The organism is Pseudanabaenaceae cyanobacterium SKYG29 (genome assembly GCA_025055675.1).
Classification (GTDB): Bacteria; Cyanobacteriota; Cyanobacteriia; order Pseudanabaenales; family Pseudanabaenaceae; genus M5B4.
The window spans coordinates 212821-229568 of sequence record JANWWT010000001.1; the positions used below are offsets into that span (position 1 = coordinate 212821).

At 45.6% G+C, this 16748-nt stretch carries 17 protein-coding genes and 1 tRNA gene; 4 read left to right on the forward strand and 14 right to left on the reverse strand.

The annotated features are described in order from the left end of the window. Positions 1 to 176 precede the first annotated feature (176 nt). Positions 177 to 1541 (forward strand): 23S rRNA (uracil(1939)-C(5))-methyltransferase RlmD, encoded by a 1365-nt coding sequence (gene rlmD, locus NZM01_00980; protein ID MCS6958610.1) that lies wholly within the window; start codon positions 177 to 179, stop codon positions 1539 to 1541. On the opposite strand, the gene pyk is transcribed toward rlmD, so the two are convergent. After that, positions 1527 to 3281 (reverse strand): pyruvate kinase, encoded by a 1755-nt coding sequence (pyk, locus tag NZM01_00985; protein ID MCS6958611.1) that lies wholly within the window; start codon positions 3279 to 3281, stop codon positions 1527 to 1529. The genes rlmD and pyk overlap by 15 nt on opposite strands. A gap of 71 nt (positions 3282 to 3352) precedes the next feature. Here pyk and NZM01_00990 point away from each other — a divergent pair. After that, positions 3353 to 3426, forward strand: a tRNA-Arg gene (locus NZM01_00990). Between the two features lie 75 nt (positions 3427 to 3501). Beyond that, entirely contained in the window at positions 3502 to 4218 is a 717-nt protein-coding gene (locus NZM01_00995; protein ID MCS6958612.1) for a 15,16-dihydrobiliverdin:ferredoxin oxidoreductase, read from the forward strand. A gap of 45 nt (positions 4219 to 4263) precedes the next feature. On the opposite strand, the gene NZM01_01000 is transcribed toward NZM01_00995, so the two are convergent. Both NZM01_01000 and moeB read right to left on the reverse strand, forming a co-directional pair. Beyond that, positions 4264 to 4665 (reverse strand): SaoD/DsrE family protein, encoded by a 402-nt coding sequence (locus NZM01_01000; GenBank protein MCS6958613.1) that lies wholly within the window; start codon positions 4663 to 4665, stop codon positions 4264 to 4266. Between the two features lie 39 nt (positions 4666 to 4704). Further along, positions 4705 to 5850 (reverse strand): molybdopterin-synthase adenylyltransferase MoeB, encoded by a 1146-nt coding sequence (gene moeB / locus NZM01_01005; GenBank protein ID MCS6958614.1) that lies wholly within the window; start codon positions 5848 to 5850, stop codon positions 4705 to 4707. Between the two features lie 156 nt (positions 5851 to 6006). On the opposite strand from moeB, the gene msrA reads away from it, so the two are divergent. Further along, the gene (gene msrA, locus NZM01_01010) at positions 6007 to 6666 is read left to right on the forward strand and encodes a peptide-methionine (S)-S-oxide reductase MsrA (protein ID MCS6958615.1); all 660 of its coding nucleotides are present in this window, start codon (positions 6007 to 6009) and stop codon (positions 6664 to 6666) included. Positions 6667 to 6671: 5 nt separating this feature from the next. On the opposite strand, the gene NZM01_01015 is transcribed toward msrA, so the two are convergent. The 11 genes from NZM01_01015 to NZM01_01065 all read right to left on the reverse strand — a co-directional run bounded on the left by NZM01_01015 (position 6672) and on the right by NZM01_01065 (position 16681). After that, positions 6672 to 7118 carry a GxxExxY protein gene (locus NZM01_01015; protein MCS6958616.1) on the reverse strand — a complete coding sequence of 149 codons (447 nt, stop codon included), beginning with the start codon at positions 7116 to 7118 and terminating at the stop codon, positions 6672 to 6674. A 2-nt stretch (positions 7119 to 7120) separates the two neighbouring features. Beyond that, positions 7121 to 8164, reverse strand: a complete 1044-nt coding sequence (gene tsaD, locus NZM01_01020; protein ID MCS6958617.1) for a tRNA (adenosine(37)-N6)-threonylcarbamoyltransferase complex transferase subunit TsaD — start codon at positions 8162 to 8164, stop codon at positions 7121 to 7123. A 45-nt stretch (positions 8165 to 8209) separates the two neighbouring features. Then, complete coding sequence (locus tag NZM01_01025) at positions 8210 to 9853, reverse strand: RAMP superfamily protein (GenBank protein ID MCS6958618.1); 1644 nt, start codon at positions 9851 to 9853, stop codon at positions 8210 to 8212. 16 nt (positions 9854 to 9869) lie between these two features. Then, positions 9870 to 10973, reverse strand: coding sequence for a putative CRISPR-associated protein (locus NZM01_01030; protein MCS6958619.1), 1104 nt, complete (start codon positions 10971 to 10973; stop codon positions 9870 to 9872). 94 nt (positions 10974 to 11067) lie between these two features. Next, positions 11068 to 11673, reverse strand: coding sequence for a hypothetical protein (locus tag NZM01_01035; GenBank protein ID MCS6958620.1), 606 nt, complete (start codon positions 11671 to 11673; stop codon positions 11068 to 11070). Positions 11674 to 11679: 6 nt separating this feature from the next. Then, positions 11680 to 12078, reverse strand: a complete 399-nt coding sequence (locus NZM01_01040) for a hypothetical protein (protein ID MCS6958621.1) — start codon at positions 12076 to 12078, stop codon at positions 11680 to 11682. Continuing rightward, positions 12065 to 12892, reverse strand: coding sequence for an RAMP superfamily CRISPR-associated protein (locus NZM01_01045; GenBank protein ID MCS6958622.1), 828 nt, complete (start codon positions 12890 to 12892; stop codon positions 12065 to 12067). The genes NZM01_01040 and NZM01_01045 overlap by 14 nt, the downstream gene beginning before the upstream one ends. An 18-nt stretch (positions 12893 to 12910) precedes the next feature. After that, a complete protein-coding gene (locus NZM01_01050) occupies positions 12911 to 13150 on the reverse strand; it encodes a hypothetical protein (GenBank protein MCS6958623.1) in 240 nt (79 codons plus the stop codon). A 12-nt stretch (positions 13151 to 13162) separates the two neighbouring features. Then, the gene (locus NZM01_01055; protein MCS6958624.1) at positions 13163 to 14101 is read right to left on the reverse strand and encodes a type III-B CRISPR module-associated protein Cmr3; all 939 of its coding nucleotides are present in this window, start codon (positions 14099 to 14101) and stop codon (positions 13163 to 13165) included. Then, entirely contained in the window at positions 14086 to 15567 is a 1482-nt protein-coding gene (locus NZM01_01060; protein MCS6958625.1) for a CRISPR-associated protein Cmr2, read from the reverse strand. Before NZM01_01060 ends, NZM01_01055 begins: the two co-directional genes overlap by 16 nt. Then, positions 15551 to 16681 carry a putative CRISPR-associated protein gene (locus NZM01_01065; protein MCS6958626.1) on the reverse strand — a complete coding sequence of 377 codons (1131 nt, stop codon included), beginning with the start codon at positions 16679 to 16681 and terminating at the stop codon, positions 15551 to 15553. Before NZM01_01065 ends, NZM01_01060 begins: the two co-directional genes overlap by 17 nt. Positions 16682 to 16748 lie beyond the last annotated feature (67 nt).

The following is a 16748-nucleotide window of genomic DNA, read 5'->3' on the forward strand; positions in this document are numbered from 1 at the left end:
CCCAGAAAATGTTGGCAGAAACACCGTGCCACAAGGCTACCCCCAACATAACCTATTTGTCTTCCGCAGCAGCTAAACTAGTTATGTAATCGTTTTGGGCTCTACAGTTGCATAAACGATCGAGGCTAACTTCCACTATCCCATCTGGCTAGGGTTTGTTACTTTGAGGAGAACTAATGTTAAAACCCGGAGACAAAATCCAACTTACTATCTCTGATCTAGCTGATAATGGTTGCGGTGTAGGGCGCGATCGGGGTTTTGTTATTTTTGTCCCCAATGCTGTACCAGGGGATGAAGTATTAGTGCAAGTTATTTTATTGAAGCGTAATTGGGCCGAGGCTAGGTTAGTAGAAATTATTACTCCCTCCCCCCACCGTGTGCGTCCTCGTTGTATTGTAGCGGATAAATGTGGCGGTTGTCAATGGCAGTTTGCTTCTTATAACTATCAGTTACAGGCGAAACAAAATCAAGTTTTACAAGCTCTCGTCAGGATAGGTAAGTTCCCCGAATCCCAAGTCATAGCAAAGTTACAACCTATTATCCCTGCTCCCCAAGCTTTTCATTATCGTAATAAAGTAATCTACCCTATCACTACTAATCAAGCAGGTAAAATTAAGGTCGGTTATTATCAGCGCAATACCCACAAAGTCATCAATCTAAACCAGTGTCCTGTCCAGGATGAACGCCTTGACGCTCTATTGAAAACTGTCAAACAGGATTTAGACCGATCGGGCTGGTCAATTTATAATGAGGCGACCCACCAAGGTAATTTACGCCACATAGGATTTCGGATTGGTAGACATACAGGGGAGATTTTAATCACCATTGTGACGCAGTCTTGGGCTTTGCCGGGGGTAGAACAGGTAGGACAATCATGGTTAGAATTACCAGGGGTAGTGGGGGTAGTTTTGAATCGCAATGCCCAGCATAATAATGTGATTTTAGGGGAAGCATCCCGCTGTATAGCTGGCAGGGACTATGTGCGAGAAAAATTTACTAATTTGGAGTTACATCTAACTGCTGATACTTTTTTCCAAATTTACACTGAGCAAGCTGAGCAGCTAGTAAAAATCCTGTTAGATACCCTGCAGTTACAGGGGACAGAAATCATTGTGGATGCCTACTGCGGTATTGGTACGTTTACTCTGCCCCTAGCTCAACTTGTGCGTCAGTGCTATGGTATCGAAATTCAGCCCCAAGCTGTGCAACAGGCGCAAAGAAATGCTACCATCAACAATCTAACCGATCGGGTAAAATTCATCCCAGGCAAAGTGGAAGCAGTATTGCCACAGTTGCAAATTAATCCCGACATTCTCCTGCTTGACCCCCCCCGCAAAGGTTGTGAGCCAGAAGTGATTCAATTCATAGAGGAAAGTAGGATCGAGCGTATCATTTACATCAGTTGTAACCCCGCTACTTTAGCACGAGATTTACAGTTGTTGTGTAGTAGTGGCAGTTATTCCCTAGAAAAAATTCAACCGATCGATTTCTTTCCCCAGACGGCCCATGTCGAGACGATGGTTTTGTTAGTCCGATCGTAACCCCGCATAGACAATACCCCGATCGAAATTGACAGTGAGGGGGTCACCATCACGGATTTGCTTGGTTGCTTCTTTCACGCCAATTAACAGAGGAATATTTAACTTCCTGCCAATTATGACAGCATGGGAATCGAGACGGTCCTCTTCGGTCACCACCGCAGCAGCTTTGCGCATAATCTCCACAAAATCCGCATTCGTCTGTTCTACAACCAAAATTTCGCCCGCATGAAAATCCTTCACATCCAAGAAATGCTTAGCGACTCTGGCTCTACCTGTGACTAAACCTTGCCCGATTGCCAATCCTTTGCCCACCTCTGCTGACACACATTCCACCTTGATCAAATCCGTAGAACCGGCTACGCCTTGTACTGTACCTGCTGTCATCACCACAATGTCTCCTGGTGCAACTAGATTGTGTTCTTGGGCCAGATTGATAGCTGCTTCAAAATTCTGTTTTGCTGAGGGTAAATCCAATAGAGTCAAAGGCTGCACCCCCCACACTAACTGTAACTGACGGGCTACGCCCACAGAAGAAGTCACCGCTAAAATAGGCGTAGAATGACGAAATTTTGACACATTGCGGGCAGTGGCTCCCGTCTTAGTCAAGGTGATAATGGCACTGGCATTGAGTTGTTCGGCAATTGTCCCCACCGCTTGACTAATAGCATTGGGAATAGAGCGGCTAGGAGCAAAATTTCTAGTGTATTTGTATTCCTGTTCAATGCGCATAGCAATTCTTGCCATCGTTTCTACTGCTTCGATCGGATACTTGCCTACCGCTGTTTCGTTAGAGAGCATGACGGCATCCGTACCATCTAAAATTGCATTTGCTACATCAGAAATTTCTGCACGGGTTGGTCGGGGATTGTTAACCATGCTGTCTAACATCTGGGTAGCAGTAATGACGGGAATACCCAAGCGGTTGGCAGTTTGAATGAGTTTTTTCTGCACGATCGGTACATCTTCAGCAGGGATTTCTACCCCCAAGTCCCCCCTGGCTACCATTACCCCATCGCAGACTGACAAAATTTCCTCCATGTTGGCAACTGCCTCGTGCTTTTCAATTTTGGCAATTACCCCTACATTTCTGCCTGACTGAGCAATCAATTCCTTTAACTCTAAAATATCTTCCCGATAGCAGACAAAACTTAAAGCCACCCAGTCTACCCCCTCGGACAGTCCGAATTTGAGGTCTTCTTTATCCTTTTCCGTCATGGCTTTAACGGACAGATGCACATTGGGGAAATTCACACCTTTGCTGTTCGATAAAACCCCAGGAATGACTACGCGGCACTCCAGGGCATCCTCAGCCCGATTTACTGCTTCTACCAGCAGCTCCACCTTGCCATCATCCAGTAAGATAGTGGCTCCCTCTGGTACGTCCTCTGCCAACTTGTCATAGGATACGTAACAAATTTCCTGGGTACATTCCTGGGGGCGGCTAGTGAGAATCAAGCGATCGCCGCGACGCAACTGTACTGACCCATTGGCAAATTTACCCAAGCGGATTTTTGGCCCCTGCAGGTCTTGGAGAATACCCACTGGCTGGTTCAACTCGGTAGAGATTTGGCGAATATTGCAGATATTGCGGTGGTGGTCAGCGTGGGTGCCGTGGGAAAAGTTCAGGCGTAAGGTAGTAGCTCCCGCTTCAATCAACTTACGGATCATGTCGGGGCTGCTAGTGGCAGGACCAAGGGTGGCAACAATTTTAGCGCGACGAAATTGCTTCAGCTTAGTCATAGTGGGACATGGAGGGTGTAGGGGGCATTTTAACATCTTCTGTGTTATGATGAAAATTTGTGTGGGGACGGGTCTCTGTAGCTCAATTGGATAGAGCATTCGCCTTCTAAGCGAACGGTTGCAGGTTCGAGCCCTGCCAGAGACGTTAAAGAATCTTAATGATTGTGCTATCCCAGGCGGACATCCTTTAAGCTGGAGGGAATAGCAAATGTTTTTTAGTATGTACCAGCCCTTTTTAGCTTTTTTAGAATCCTCTCTGTTTAGTCGATTCCAGTTACGCCAACGTCCTATTCCCCCTGGGTTGGAGGAAAAAAGGAGCGAGCGGGGTCGCCACCCGGCTACGATTAAAAGCTGGTGCTACACGTGTGACCAGTTGCGCAAAATTCGCTATACCTATATTGATGCGGGGGCAAGCGCCCAAATTTTTAACAGTGTCATCTATCCTGATTATCGCTACGACCTCCCTCTTTTAGGAATTGATTTCCTCTCCTTTGGGCAGGTAAAAAACTTAGTGGTGATGGATTTTCAACCCCTTTTTCAAACCCCCGAATACCTGGAAAAATATATCTCTCCCCTCAAAACCCTCCACGATCGCTATCCCGACCTGTGCCAAAATTTAGAGATGAAGTTCTACGATGCCAATCAGTACTTTTCTAAGTACTTGTTGTTTGCCAAAACCGATCGGGAAACGGTGCAGAGCAGAGTGTTTCAAGCATTCCAGGACTACTTAGCTCTCTACTGGGAATTAGTTGAGCGGGCAGAACCAGTCCCCAACCCCGCCGTTGTGATGCAAGCCCAGAGAGATTACGACCAATACAGCGCCGATCGGGACCCTGCCTCTGGGCTATTTAGTAGTTATTTTGGGCACGAGTGGGCAGAAAGGTTCCTCTACGAATTTTTGTTCGAAGATGCCAGAGCCTTATCTGTCTCCCGCTGATTAGCTGCAGGGGTTGTAATTAACGGACTTTTGCCCCAAGCTAGCCTACAGAGAGATCACTTGATCGGGGGGATTAGCCGCCAATGCTGTGTATAGATCGGGAAAACAACCCACTGTCACCCCCTCCACCACGTCTTTGACTGTACAAGTAGCTGGTTCTTGGCGCCCCGTCCCATCAGGATTACACCAACGGGGTTCACCCACTGCTAATTTGCGCTCTAAAGCACACATATCGCACATCATCAACAGGATGTTTTGCTCCTTAGCCACTTTAGCCAGACGCTCCCCGATCGGGTCTCCCCGGCGCAGGACAAAGCAGTTGTCATCAAAGAAAAACATCCCCACCACCTGCACCCCATGCACCCCTGCCTCTAACTGAGGTAGGATCATCTGCCCCAACTTGTATGTCCCACAGCGGGGGTGAGTGAAGACATAGGCTACTTTCATCCCTACCTTTCCTCAAGAGGATGATAATCGTTATCAATTTTAGTAGCGGGGTACAGAGGGGTCAATCTCTTGCGCCCAAGCTAGGATACCACCTTTGACATTTATGCCTGGGATGCCTGCCTGTTGCAGGATTTTAACTGCCTTAGCCGATCGTCCTCCTGCTTTGCAATGGACGAGCAATTTGTGACCCGCAGCGAGGGAGCGGATTTTTTCGATGCCAGGACCCTGTTCAATTTCTGGCAGAGGGACAAGAATGGCACCAGGAATCGCCGCAATTTCATATTCATTGGGATTACGGACATCCACTAGGACATATTCGCCCGTATTGCGATCGAGAATCTCCTTGAGTTCCCGCACCGTTATTTCAGGGACATCGCTAGAGGACTGTTGCATTTGGGGAATACCGCAGAACTGTTCATAATCTATCAGTTTTTCTATCACGGGGCGGACAGGGTTGGGACGCAATTTTAGCTCGCGGAACTTCATCTGCAGCGCATCGTAGAGGAGGAGGCGACCGCTCAGGGTTGTACCTTTGCCTAGAATGATTTTGATCGTTTCCGTAGCTTGGATAGTACCAATTACTCCAGGCAGCACGCCCAACACGCCACCTTCGGCACAGGAAGGCACAAGACCAGGGGGGGGTGGATCGGGATAGAGATCGCGGTAGTTAGGTCCGTCCTGGTAGTTAAAGACTGTAGCCTGCCCCTCGAAGCGGAAGATAGAGCCGTAGACATTTGGTTTACCCAGGAGCACACAGGCATCGTTAACCAGATAGCGGGTGGGGAAGTTATCAGTGCCATCGACTACAATGTCGTAGGGAGCAATAATATCGAGGGCATTAGCAGCAGTAAGGCGAGTTTCGTAGAGGTCAACTTGACAATAGGGATTGATGTCCAGGATACGTTGCTTAGCCGATTGAATCTTAGGTTTACCCACCCAGGAAGTGCCATGAATAATCTGCCTTTGCAGGTTGGAAGCATCGACAACATCAAAATCGACAATGCCTATGCGCCCCACCCCAGCCGCTGCCAGGTAGAGCAAGAGGGGAGAACCCAGCCCCCCTGTGCCAATACACAAAACTTTAGCTGCTTTCAGTTGCTTCTGTCCTTCTAAACCAACTTCGGGCAGGATGATGTGGCGGGAATACCTTTCGTACTCGTCTTTGCTGAGGGTTACTGCGTCCATTACTTAATAACTGTAATAATTGCTGGTGTTTTAGTTTAACCGATTGGCAGGGTGAGTAGACTTAACTACAGATAAACTTTGGCATTGTCCCCCTGGAGGTGTAAGGGCAGCTGCGGATTATTCGTTATCCTAGAAGTGTAGGCAAGAGGGAAATGTATGGGCTTGTTTGGCTTTGGTAAAAAATTAACTATGCCTTCTCCCCAGGAGGCGCTACCTGGTAGACCAAACCCAATTCCCGTTACTGATTTTCATTATGTCAATGGCAATCGCATCAAGCCCCCCTTCCCCCCCCAGATGGAGCAAGCTATGTTCGGTATGGGTTGTTTCTGGGGTGCAGAACGCAAGTTTTGGCAGTTGGCTGGTGTCTATGTGACGGCGGTTGGCTACGCAGGGGGTTATACCCCTAATCCTCTCTATGAGGAAGTCTGCACGGGTTTGACTGGTCACAATGAAGTTGTGTTAGTGGTGTTTGACCCGCAAAAGATTGCCTATGGGCAGTTGCTGAAAGTATTCTGGGAAAATCATAACCCCACCCAGGGTATGCGCCAAGGAAATGACGTGGGCACGCAATATCGATCGGGTATCTACTACTATTCGGAGGCGCAGCGAGAACTAGCAGAAAAAACAAAAGATGCCTATCAAGCAGTTCTCACCCAGGCTGGTTACGGGAAAATTACGACGGAGATTCTGCCTGCACCTGAGTTTTACTACGCCGAAACCTACCATCAGCAATATCTTGCCAAGCATCCCAATGGCTACTGTGGGTTAGGGGGGTGTGGTGTTGGTTTGCCAGAGGAGGCTGTAGTGGTCTCCTAGAGGTGCTAATCACTCGCAGCAGGAACTACTTCCAAGACGGGTGTTTTGCCCTCTTTCTTGGGAAAGTTTATTAGAAAGCCAACTTTGCAGGATTGCAGTTGGGGGTCGGCAGAGTGCTTCATAGAAACAAGATAGGCTTTGACCTGGTTTCTGTGGTTCTCAGATAAAGAGTCCACCGTCTTTAACTCTAGTACGATGGGAGTAGATAAAACTATTTCCCCTAACTTACAGGGTCTGATGACGAAATCAGGTCGGTCTAAACCAAGGGCTACCCCCTTGTAAACAATTTCGATATTAATCTCTCTTTGAAAACTCACCTGTCTTTTTCTCATTTCGTACGCCAGAGCGCTCTGGTAAATAGCTTCATCAAAACCTGCTCCTAGATGACTGTAAACCTCATTTGCCAGTTCCTGTATTAGGTCTCGCCAAGCAGCTATTTCTGTACTATCCACAGCTATGCCTCTAGTACTTCTTCCGCCCCATTATAGTAAAGTTGTTCGCATTCCTCTAAACTAAGGCGAGAACGTGCCTCGATCGTCAGTGGGGAAAGGCATCCTTGGCGCAATCTTATACCACCAGCACAGGCAATCATAGCGGCATTATCAGTGCAATAGCGAAGGGGAGGGAATATTACCTTAATCTGGTGTTGTTGCCCCTGGCTGATCAAACGCTGGCGTAGGAGACTGTTAGCAGCTACTCCCCCCACTGCTACAATTGTTTTCATACCGTATTCCAGGGCACAGGCAAGGGTGCGGGAAACCAGGGTTTCAGCCACTGTGAGTTGAAAACTAGCAGCAATGTTAGGAATGGGCAGAGGAGCAGGCAGTTTTTCCACTAGACGCAGGACAGCTGTTTTTAGTCCGCTGAAACTAAAATCGTAGGGAGCATCACTAATTTTGCCCTGGGGTAGAGTGTAGGCATGGGGATTACCTGTTTGGGCTACACGATCGATAATTGGTCCACCGGGGTAACCGAGGTTGAGCAGTCGTGCTACCTTGTCAAAGGCTTCCCCTGCCGCATCATCCCTAGTTCTGCCCACAATTTGGTAGTTGCTATAGTTTTGCACTACAATCAAGCTGCTGTGTCCGCCCGAAACCATCAAACATAAAAACGGTGGTTCTAAATTTGGTTCCTCCAAAAAACAGGAACAAATGTGCCCTTCCAGGTGATGAATACCAATTAGGGGTTTTCTATAGATCAGAGCCAGAGTCTTGGCGCAAGTTACCCCCACCATAAGAGCGCCAATTAACCCCGGCGCAACGGTAACAGCAATAGCATCAATGGCTGACCACGGCAACCCACTTTGTGCCAGGGCTTGGTCCAAAACGGGGTTGATTAACTCTAGGTGACGGCGAGAAGCTAACTCCGGCACCACTCCCCCAAACTCGCGGTGGATGTCAATCTGGGATGCTACTACATTGCTAAGGCAAACCCGATCGCTAACCACAGCTACAGCGGTTTCGTCACAACTGGTTTCTATACCCAATATGACTGCCATCAAAACTTCTGCAAGGGTCGTACCTTATATTATCAAGACGGACAACTATCCCCACAATTTTTGGAACTCCCGCCGATCGGTCAGAAACTGCAAAAAATCACGGCATTCAGGCGAGTTATCAGGGAAAATAGTTAGGAGTTCGATGTATTCCACGCTCTGACCATTCAACTTGAGGGTTTGTCGTTTGCCGTCCACCATGTCTATAACCGGAAACATCCGATGCCACAGCCGCCCGATCGTGCCCATCCTGCCAGTAAGAAAAGTTCTTTTAATTGACTTGCCTCTGGCATACTCTCTATGCAGCCAATCAATAGCCAGAGAATCTTCTCTATTTTCTGCCAATCTACCCCAAACCCGCACATTGCCCCTACGCCATGCTTCCCGCCAATTGCAACTGTTACTAAACTGGACATTGTACATACTCAACCATTCCCTCGCTGTGTTTTGTAATGTGTCCAAAAAGTTAGTGATTGTCGCCAGACCCGATCTAGCTAACTTACTTTTGAGGGGATTTTCCAACCACTGCCAATGACAACCGATTAGAGGTCTATTGTTAGCTTGATAGTATTCTTTGTAAAACAAGCGATGGTCAGCTCTGCGCCAGGACTTGCCAAATCCACCAAAGGTTACAGCAAATATATTGAGCTGTTCAATTAGTTGTTGCAAGACGTTTCTCTTCCTAGGATCATCCACCGACTTAGCTAACAACCATTCCAGGTCACCTTCTACCTTGTAGGTAGGGACTTCCCAATTACCACTGCCAAATCTCCCCATCTCTAATCTATGAGTTGTGAAGTTCATCAGTAGGAGTCCCACCGTCCCATGACCGCTGACACCGCCAAAGAGTCTTTCCACTTCCCTGGTAGCAGTTCTTTCATCTGTTAGCCCACCAAATATGCGCATGGCATGACCCCGCAGAGCTGCACGGAACATGTTGGGACGAAATTCTCCCTCTCCACTTAGCAACTTACTGGCCATCCCCTGACCCTTAAGTGAATGCACAACATACAGCCTCTCTCCTGCCACGGCTTTAGCATGACCATAACCTGCACTGACACGACAACCAATTCCTTTAGCAAAAGCTTTTTCCCATATCTTCCAAATAGTTTCCCATTCTTCATCACTCAGAGGTTCTGTGCTAGAGATAGCAAACCGTAACTCTGGTTGATAAAGAGAGATTTGGACAAAAGCTGAACTCCCTTGACTTTGATTCCTGCTAATTACTTGTCTCTGTTGTTGAGGATGGACAATATCAACTAACTTATTTCTCCAATTATTACTGGTAGGATAGCCCCCGTGAAATCGCAAAATACCTGGATGCAACTCTCTACTATTGGCTGGACTACCACAATAACGCACTGCTTGTTCCCTAGTACAAGCTCTTCTGAACGCCCCTTTCATACTACTGCCAGGGTAGAAAGGATAGCCCCGCGCACCAAGCACAGGACGAATAACACCTTCGTCTTGCCCTGAATTAGTTACAAATCGCCAGGTAATCTGATACGTACGGGTTTGTAGGTTTGGGAACGCTGGCGGTTGCGGATGTATTTCCCTTATCAGTTCCTCTGCCCACAATTCTGCATCTTGTTTACCCTGGCGGTGGGGGTCAAGGCGCTGAATTTGACATCTACCTTGCACTTGGGCTCGGTAAGCCATCGGGATTTTGTTCAAGGGATCAGGTACTGGCATATTGCCTCCACATTTACTACAAGTGTTTATCAAGTCTGTCTAGGACAAAAACGTTATCTTCAAAGTGTCCATATAGACGCTTAGCATCTAGGTCTGACCAAGCATCCATTTCATGGGTAGAAGGGGGATAGGGATTTTTGATAAGTTTGAAATCCAAAGAATTTGGATTAGGCTGATCTGGTCTTTCTAAATAACAAGCTAGTTGATCTATCCTGCAATTGAGAATGACATACCGATCGGTCATCAAACCTTTTGTACTGTCTAAAAATCTATCTCCATACCTGATCTTGGGACTGGGTGAAGGTAGTATTTCTTGACTGTAAATAGAATCTTTGATTTGTCGCCATTGTAGCTCCCCCCACGCAGAGAAACCATACCTGCCGTCTATTTCTAATAGAAGTATATCGGGGATACTGCTTACCTCCTGTTCTGTCACTGGTAAATTTTCTGCTAAGCGTCTGAAAGTCTGCAGGTTGTTTTTTATCTCTTCCTCAACGATCATTCGTACAGGCATGCGCGGTATGCGCAGGAGTTCAGTGGCATTCTCAAAAATGTAGATTGTCTCGTCGGCATAGAAGTTTGCTAAAGCCTGGAGAAATCCTTGTACACTCTTGAACCCACCTGTAAGATTAAAGACTATCTGATAATTACTGTTTCTATAGCCTGTGACCGTTTCATCTATCCATCCCACTAACTCAGACAGTGCAAATTGAAACTCTAGTAGATTGGCAGTGCGTAAATCCTTTTGGCGATAAATCTGCACTTGGGATGTAACTTTATCCAACAGCCATGTCTGTACAAGTTCTGCTGTAACTTCCCCTAGCCATGTGTCAGTACAGACTAAGTAGTGAAAGTCTTGCTTTTGCTCTACCTTTCTGCTGTAGAAAGTGATGATACCATTTAATTCAGCTGACATTTTTGCTGCTGTCTCTACATCTGCTCCAATCAACTTCTGTTGCACTTCGTCTATTCTACTGAGGAGAACCTGCCGATCGGTTTCTGATACTTCTTCTGGTTTCCTAACATTGGCATGGCAAATACATAGTCGTCTTTGTTCTTCTGTAGCACCATTTGTGAGGATGCTAGTACCACAGGGAGAAATTATAAACCTTGGTTTCATACTAATTTCCTCCTCCTGTTATTTACCCTGATGGTGAGAGTTGAGGCGTTGAATTTGAAATCTGACCTGTAGTTTGGTTCGGCAAGTCATTGAATCATGCTCCCTCCAAAATACCGACCAGAATTTTTACTAACTCTATCACATTATCGGGCACGGTGTAAATAGAGATATCCTCTGTAATTGTTTGATTGTGGGCATCTAAAATTCCGAATAGCCAGGCACTACCTAGTGTTACTGCTCCATATATCACTCTATTATTCTCTTCCCACATGGATAAGGCAATCATTTCCACTGCTAATTGAGTAAACCCCCGTGTTAAATCATCCCGCTTTGCCTCCACTACAATCAAGGTGTTCTCACCCCTGAGCAAATAATCTAAACTACCTTGTAAAAGGTTATTAACTTTTAGGGGATATTCTATACGCAGTATCTTTTGACAAATTACAGCTACTCGACTCAGTATGGGAGCGACTAAAATTTCCCTCCTTGCTAATTCACTGTTGAGCATTACATAGGGCAAAGTTTCCTCCAGATTATGTTTAAGTTGCTCAATATTCTCAAGATGTCGATTAGTTTTAGGCAGCTTCACTCTAGTTTTCACTAGCCTGTAATTAAACTCTGCCAAAATTTCATCGGTGTCGTTTGGCAGTTCAAAGTAGGAGCGAAAAGTGTAGGTACTGTTTTGGTCAAGAATCTTCATATCTAGCTACTTATATCTTTGCGTCCACCACACGATCGCATCACACAGTTGGGTAAGCACTGCCAAAGTTACTCGCTGGTCATCTAAACTTAAAGACCACAACCTTTGTGCCATATTCCTGATACTTGTAGTGTTGTTTGGTTGTACTTGGTCATTCGGAACAGTGATCCCAGCTTGTCTCATAATTTCCACTAAGGCTGTCCATGTTTCCCTCCAAAAAGTGGCTTTTGCTTGCGTCCCATGATGCCCCTGCAAACGCAAATGTTCACCCCAAAACCTTTCTAAGCCATAGGCAGTGGTCATCCGCATCTTGTAGGCTTGATTAAGACTGTCAGGGTCTCTCTGCTTGGCATCCAAAACCAGTTTTTGTGCCCTCCGATCGAGTTCGTAACTACGCCATGCCATTGTAGTATTCTCCTCCTAGAGTAACTTTACATCTACCAAAACCGACTGACTCTAAACCACCGAAGTACATTTCACAGGTATTGGTGTCAATGAACGGTTCCCATCCCTTTTCTTTGATAGCTATAGGGAAAACAAAGACGCTCCCTTCGGGAATTGCTTCCACATTGAAAAATGCTCCCCCTTCCACTTTTTTCTCACTGTCTGCTAATTTCACTCGACTCTGGCGATAAAGAGCCATGTCATGGAGCAAAGCGATGTCATTGTCTCCTACTACAACCAGGCTACCTTCTGCTAGGTTTGTGCCTGGGGGAATCCATTCTTGTAGAGAACTTTCGTGCTCAATTTCCAGGAAGCCCAAGTTAAAAAAGAGAATTTTTCTTCTGTTTTGACCTTGGGTATCGATCTGTCTTGCCCTTAAGCTACGTGCGGCACAGTAGGGTGGGGGAATTTCTGCTCTAATACCCACGATCGCTTTATATCTTGCTAGCAACCGAGGACAGGAAATCCACACCACAGGTTGACCAGGACAAAACACAGGTAACCACACCAAAGATGCATATTCAAACTTCACCAGTGCTTCCGTAGTTTGCTCATTCCCTGCCTCGCTGCCATACCATTTGTTGACATGACCTTTGTTATCCCCATTGCGCATATCAGCCCTAAATCTACCGCGAATAGAACTGCCAGGAATAATCCCCGTGCGTGTAAATTGATCACAAAAGATGAGATTAAGGTTGCCTGTTTCCTCCCCTGCGCTTGCTCCCACGTGCAAAGGGGCGAGAGTTTCAATGATACCGTAGGCTTTGTAATACATACGTACCTCCCAACTAATTTACAAACTGATGTAAGATGTCCAGAATTTTGTCAACTTCGTTAACATAGTATTCGTCCCATCCGATCGGGCTCTTTCCCTATCACTGGCAAGAGCTAGGGGTGTAGTTTCTGCTAATAAATTGCCTAGAAATTGACTGGATGCTTTGGGTGGTGTTTCCCGTAGCAGGTGGGGGCGATCGTTTAGTTCTAACTCAAATTTATTAATCACCATCTCCAAGGTAAAATCACTATAAACCATAATCATCTCCCCCTAAACTGCCAATGCCAATCCGCAGCCCCATCGCTTGTAACTATAAGCAGATTTGGGGAAAATATTCTCATCCCATGCATACCAACTTTCTAACCCTTCATTTAATACATACACAGTGCCTGGAGGTGTGGCGTAATGCCCCCTAGATAATCTACCTCCTAAGCGGTAACGAAAAGGGATAGGACGAGCGGTTAGCAAAGCTTCCAACTTTCTTTCCCATTCTTCAGGATAGCGTAAAGATTGGCGGTTAGACCCCCACACAGCCGCAGTAATCAGAGCAAAATTACCACCCACAGGACGATCGAGAATTGCTTGCACAGCGGCAGAAATTTCCACACATTCTACATTTACTAGATGTCCTTCTCCCCCAAACCGATACCAGCCATTGTCTAGCCTGTCCGTAGCAAGGTAAATTAAACGACAATTAGGGGGCATTTGCACTGCATTTTCTAAAAATAAACTTCCCTCTTCATTATCTTGCCTAACAGTTCTCTCCTCTTCTGCCAAGCGAGGATGGAGATGAGGGATGAATTTCCAGGGAGCTGCTTCTACTGTTTGTGGATTTTGCCATTGTTTGATTGGTAGCCATGTATTTTCTGTAAATTTACCACTGATTTTTGCCCCTTCACTGTCAACCCATTTAGTACCATTCCAGACCAAGCGATGGACTACCTTGTTGCCTTCAACCAATAAATGGAAAGGGGTGGGCACAAAGAAATTCTGTAAATCATTATCGTATGCCCAAAATGGACCTGCCACTGCAAAATTACTATCTTTTAGAGCCATAGACTCCCTGTGGGCAAATAGACCTGTAATGGCTACAGCAAGGGGGGGAAAGGCAGCCCCTGACCTCCCTACCAAATTTTCAGGTGAGAGAAATCGTCCCCGACTACCATAGAGGAAGCCTAGGGGATTTATTGAGATTATGTATCTGAACATAGATGCCACCCTACCTTTGCCAGATTAATTGTCCAATCAGTCAAATCTGCTGGTTTAATTTGCTTTTCTACTCGTGACAGAATATCTGTATTAGGGAAATAGACAGAAAGTAGTGCCTTGCTGATTTGCTCCCCTCCCCGTTGGAAGGCATGACGACTCTCCAAAGTTGCAATGTCTTCATATACATGGTTCCAGTTCTTTCCCCCCTGTCTGTCCCTATAACTGGTGAGTGTAGATTGCAGCAAGTTCCAAGGGCAATGCCACTGTAAATAGTTTCCCCCATTGAATAACACCCTGATTCCTAGGCGGTCTTTCCCCTTGTCTTTGGCATATTTTTCTGTTTCTCGGCAATGTTGGATAATATCTCTTTGGGGTACTCCTCCCGCTGCTACTACTAAACCCACACTGACAGTAATATCCTTTCCGTGTTTGCGCCAGAGGTTAGGAAATTCGTAGAACCAAGTCAAAGCAACTTTACCAATATCTGTGGATTTACTTTCCTTTTTATTTGTCTTTTCTGGGAAGATAACTCCTAGAAAATCATCTCCACCGGCGTAAATAATTCTCCCCTGGTCTTCAGCCAAGCTAGGACGTAGAACTTTATCCCCCCAATCCATCAAGGCTTGACTAAATTCATGTAATCCTTCTGCTTCCCTATCTTTTGGTATCCCTTTCTGCAAAAACTCACCGATGCGATCGCCATCTCCCTGAAACCATCCTGTCCAAACATTCTCTTCCCAACGACTTAAATCAGCAAAAGAACTGGGTATATCTAATCTGTCAATTCCTAATTTGTTAGCGATCGGATAATAAGTTACCATGCGTTTAATCAATTCGGGAATACTCAGTTGTTCTCTCCCCTCTGGTTCAATAAATGACTCCCCTAGCGCAGTCTCTGCCAATCTTTTGTAGAAAACCACAACCTTGTCATTTATTTCTCCTAATCTGCTTGTCGGAGACACACTCCCCATACCGTACCAAGCGATCGCGTCTGCTCCCGAGAGAGTTGAACTCTCCCCCTTCCAGTTAATCCCTACCCAATCTCTTTTTCTCTTGTTATCTGTGAGGTTTTGTCGTGCTTGACTGATTGTATCCCCCTGTCCCCAGAAAAATTCCCAGGCATAATTTCCCCACAAGTCCCAGTCCCGCTTCCAGGAATAAGTATACTGCGGTAGACGCGCCTCAATCCATTCCCGACAGACACGACAGATAGTCTTCCATGTGTTGATGAATTCTTCCTTTGCTAATTGACGGGGATAATTACCGCGCAAGATAATTTGATTGGGCGTTCCCTGTACCACATTTAGCAAGGCGGGGGAAACAACTTCACATCCCCTTTCTTTTGCCTTTTCACAAATCGACTTAGCTAGATAGGAGAGAATAAATGAACCACCGTATAAGTCCCGCAGCTTCCGCGACCTTTCGATAAATCCTTGGACAGGTGCAAAACTAATTGCCGTGAACATAGTCCTGTAAGTACTCCTCAACTAATAAGCGAGCGATCGCTCCCGTTTCTGCTTTATTTTTTCCTGTTGTTTGTACACATAAACCTAAGCCTTGATCTGTTCTAGTTAGAACTAATTCCAACTTACCATTGTCATAAATTCTTCTAATTGGATTAACCCACCTGGTATTAAATGGTAAAGAGTTAATAATCTCTTTGACATAGGGTGATTGACATAATTTTCTTGCTACTTGCCCCAGGATTTCCTCTCCGTGATCATGCCTAATACAAATTCTCTTTTGGCTCGGTTTAGTATAGTCTTTGTGGATATGTTGGATGAGTACAGACTGGTCTCTTTGAAAGTGTAAATTACATCGCTCATGGAATAACAGTCCTATGGGAGTTAGGCTAACTAAAGATTTGCCATCTACTACTACTTCATCAACTAAAGCATCATAATATTCGCCTTGGTAGGGATCAACTAAGTCATCTTTTGCTATGGTTTCTTCCTCATACAATTGTTCAAAGAAGGGATAGTGTTCAAACCAAAAAGTAAGATTCAAATCTACAGGCTGGGCAGGTAAAGCAATAATTTCAGGAAATTCTTCAAACATGTAATAGACAGGGATGTCTAACGCCTGTCCGATGATCCCTGCAAAGGAAATCTGCGCCTTGTAGCCCCCAGTAGCATTGATGGCAATAGTTTCAGGGGTAAAAATTCTTGCTTTATTGCTAATTTCTTTAACCAGACTCTTCAGACCCCTAACCTGAAATTCTCTGAAACTTTTGCCGTTTAGACCTGCTAGAGTAATTACCTCTACGTTATCAAATCTAATGGGATTTACTTGATTTTCATAGTATAGCTTCAGAATTTGTCCCGTAACTTTTCCTTCCTCTGTGTCTGACACTAAAAAAGTCAGTTCTGTTAATCTATCCAAGAAACCTTTTTGGCATATACTAGCGATCGAGTTAATCTCTGCCCCACAAACTTTATCCTTATTAGATTTCTCCAGTAGAAAAAGAGATACGTTTCGCCAACTCTCTGGCTGCTTAATTGACCCAGTTTCTAGTCCTACTTTATTGTTTAAGTTACTTAACAAGCTTGTACCAACAGTACATATAAGTCGCTGTCGCATAAGCTCTCACTTCTCTATAACTTAATAATACTGATTTTGCTGTATAATTTAGTGGAAGAAAATCTTA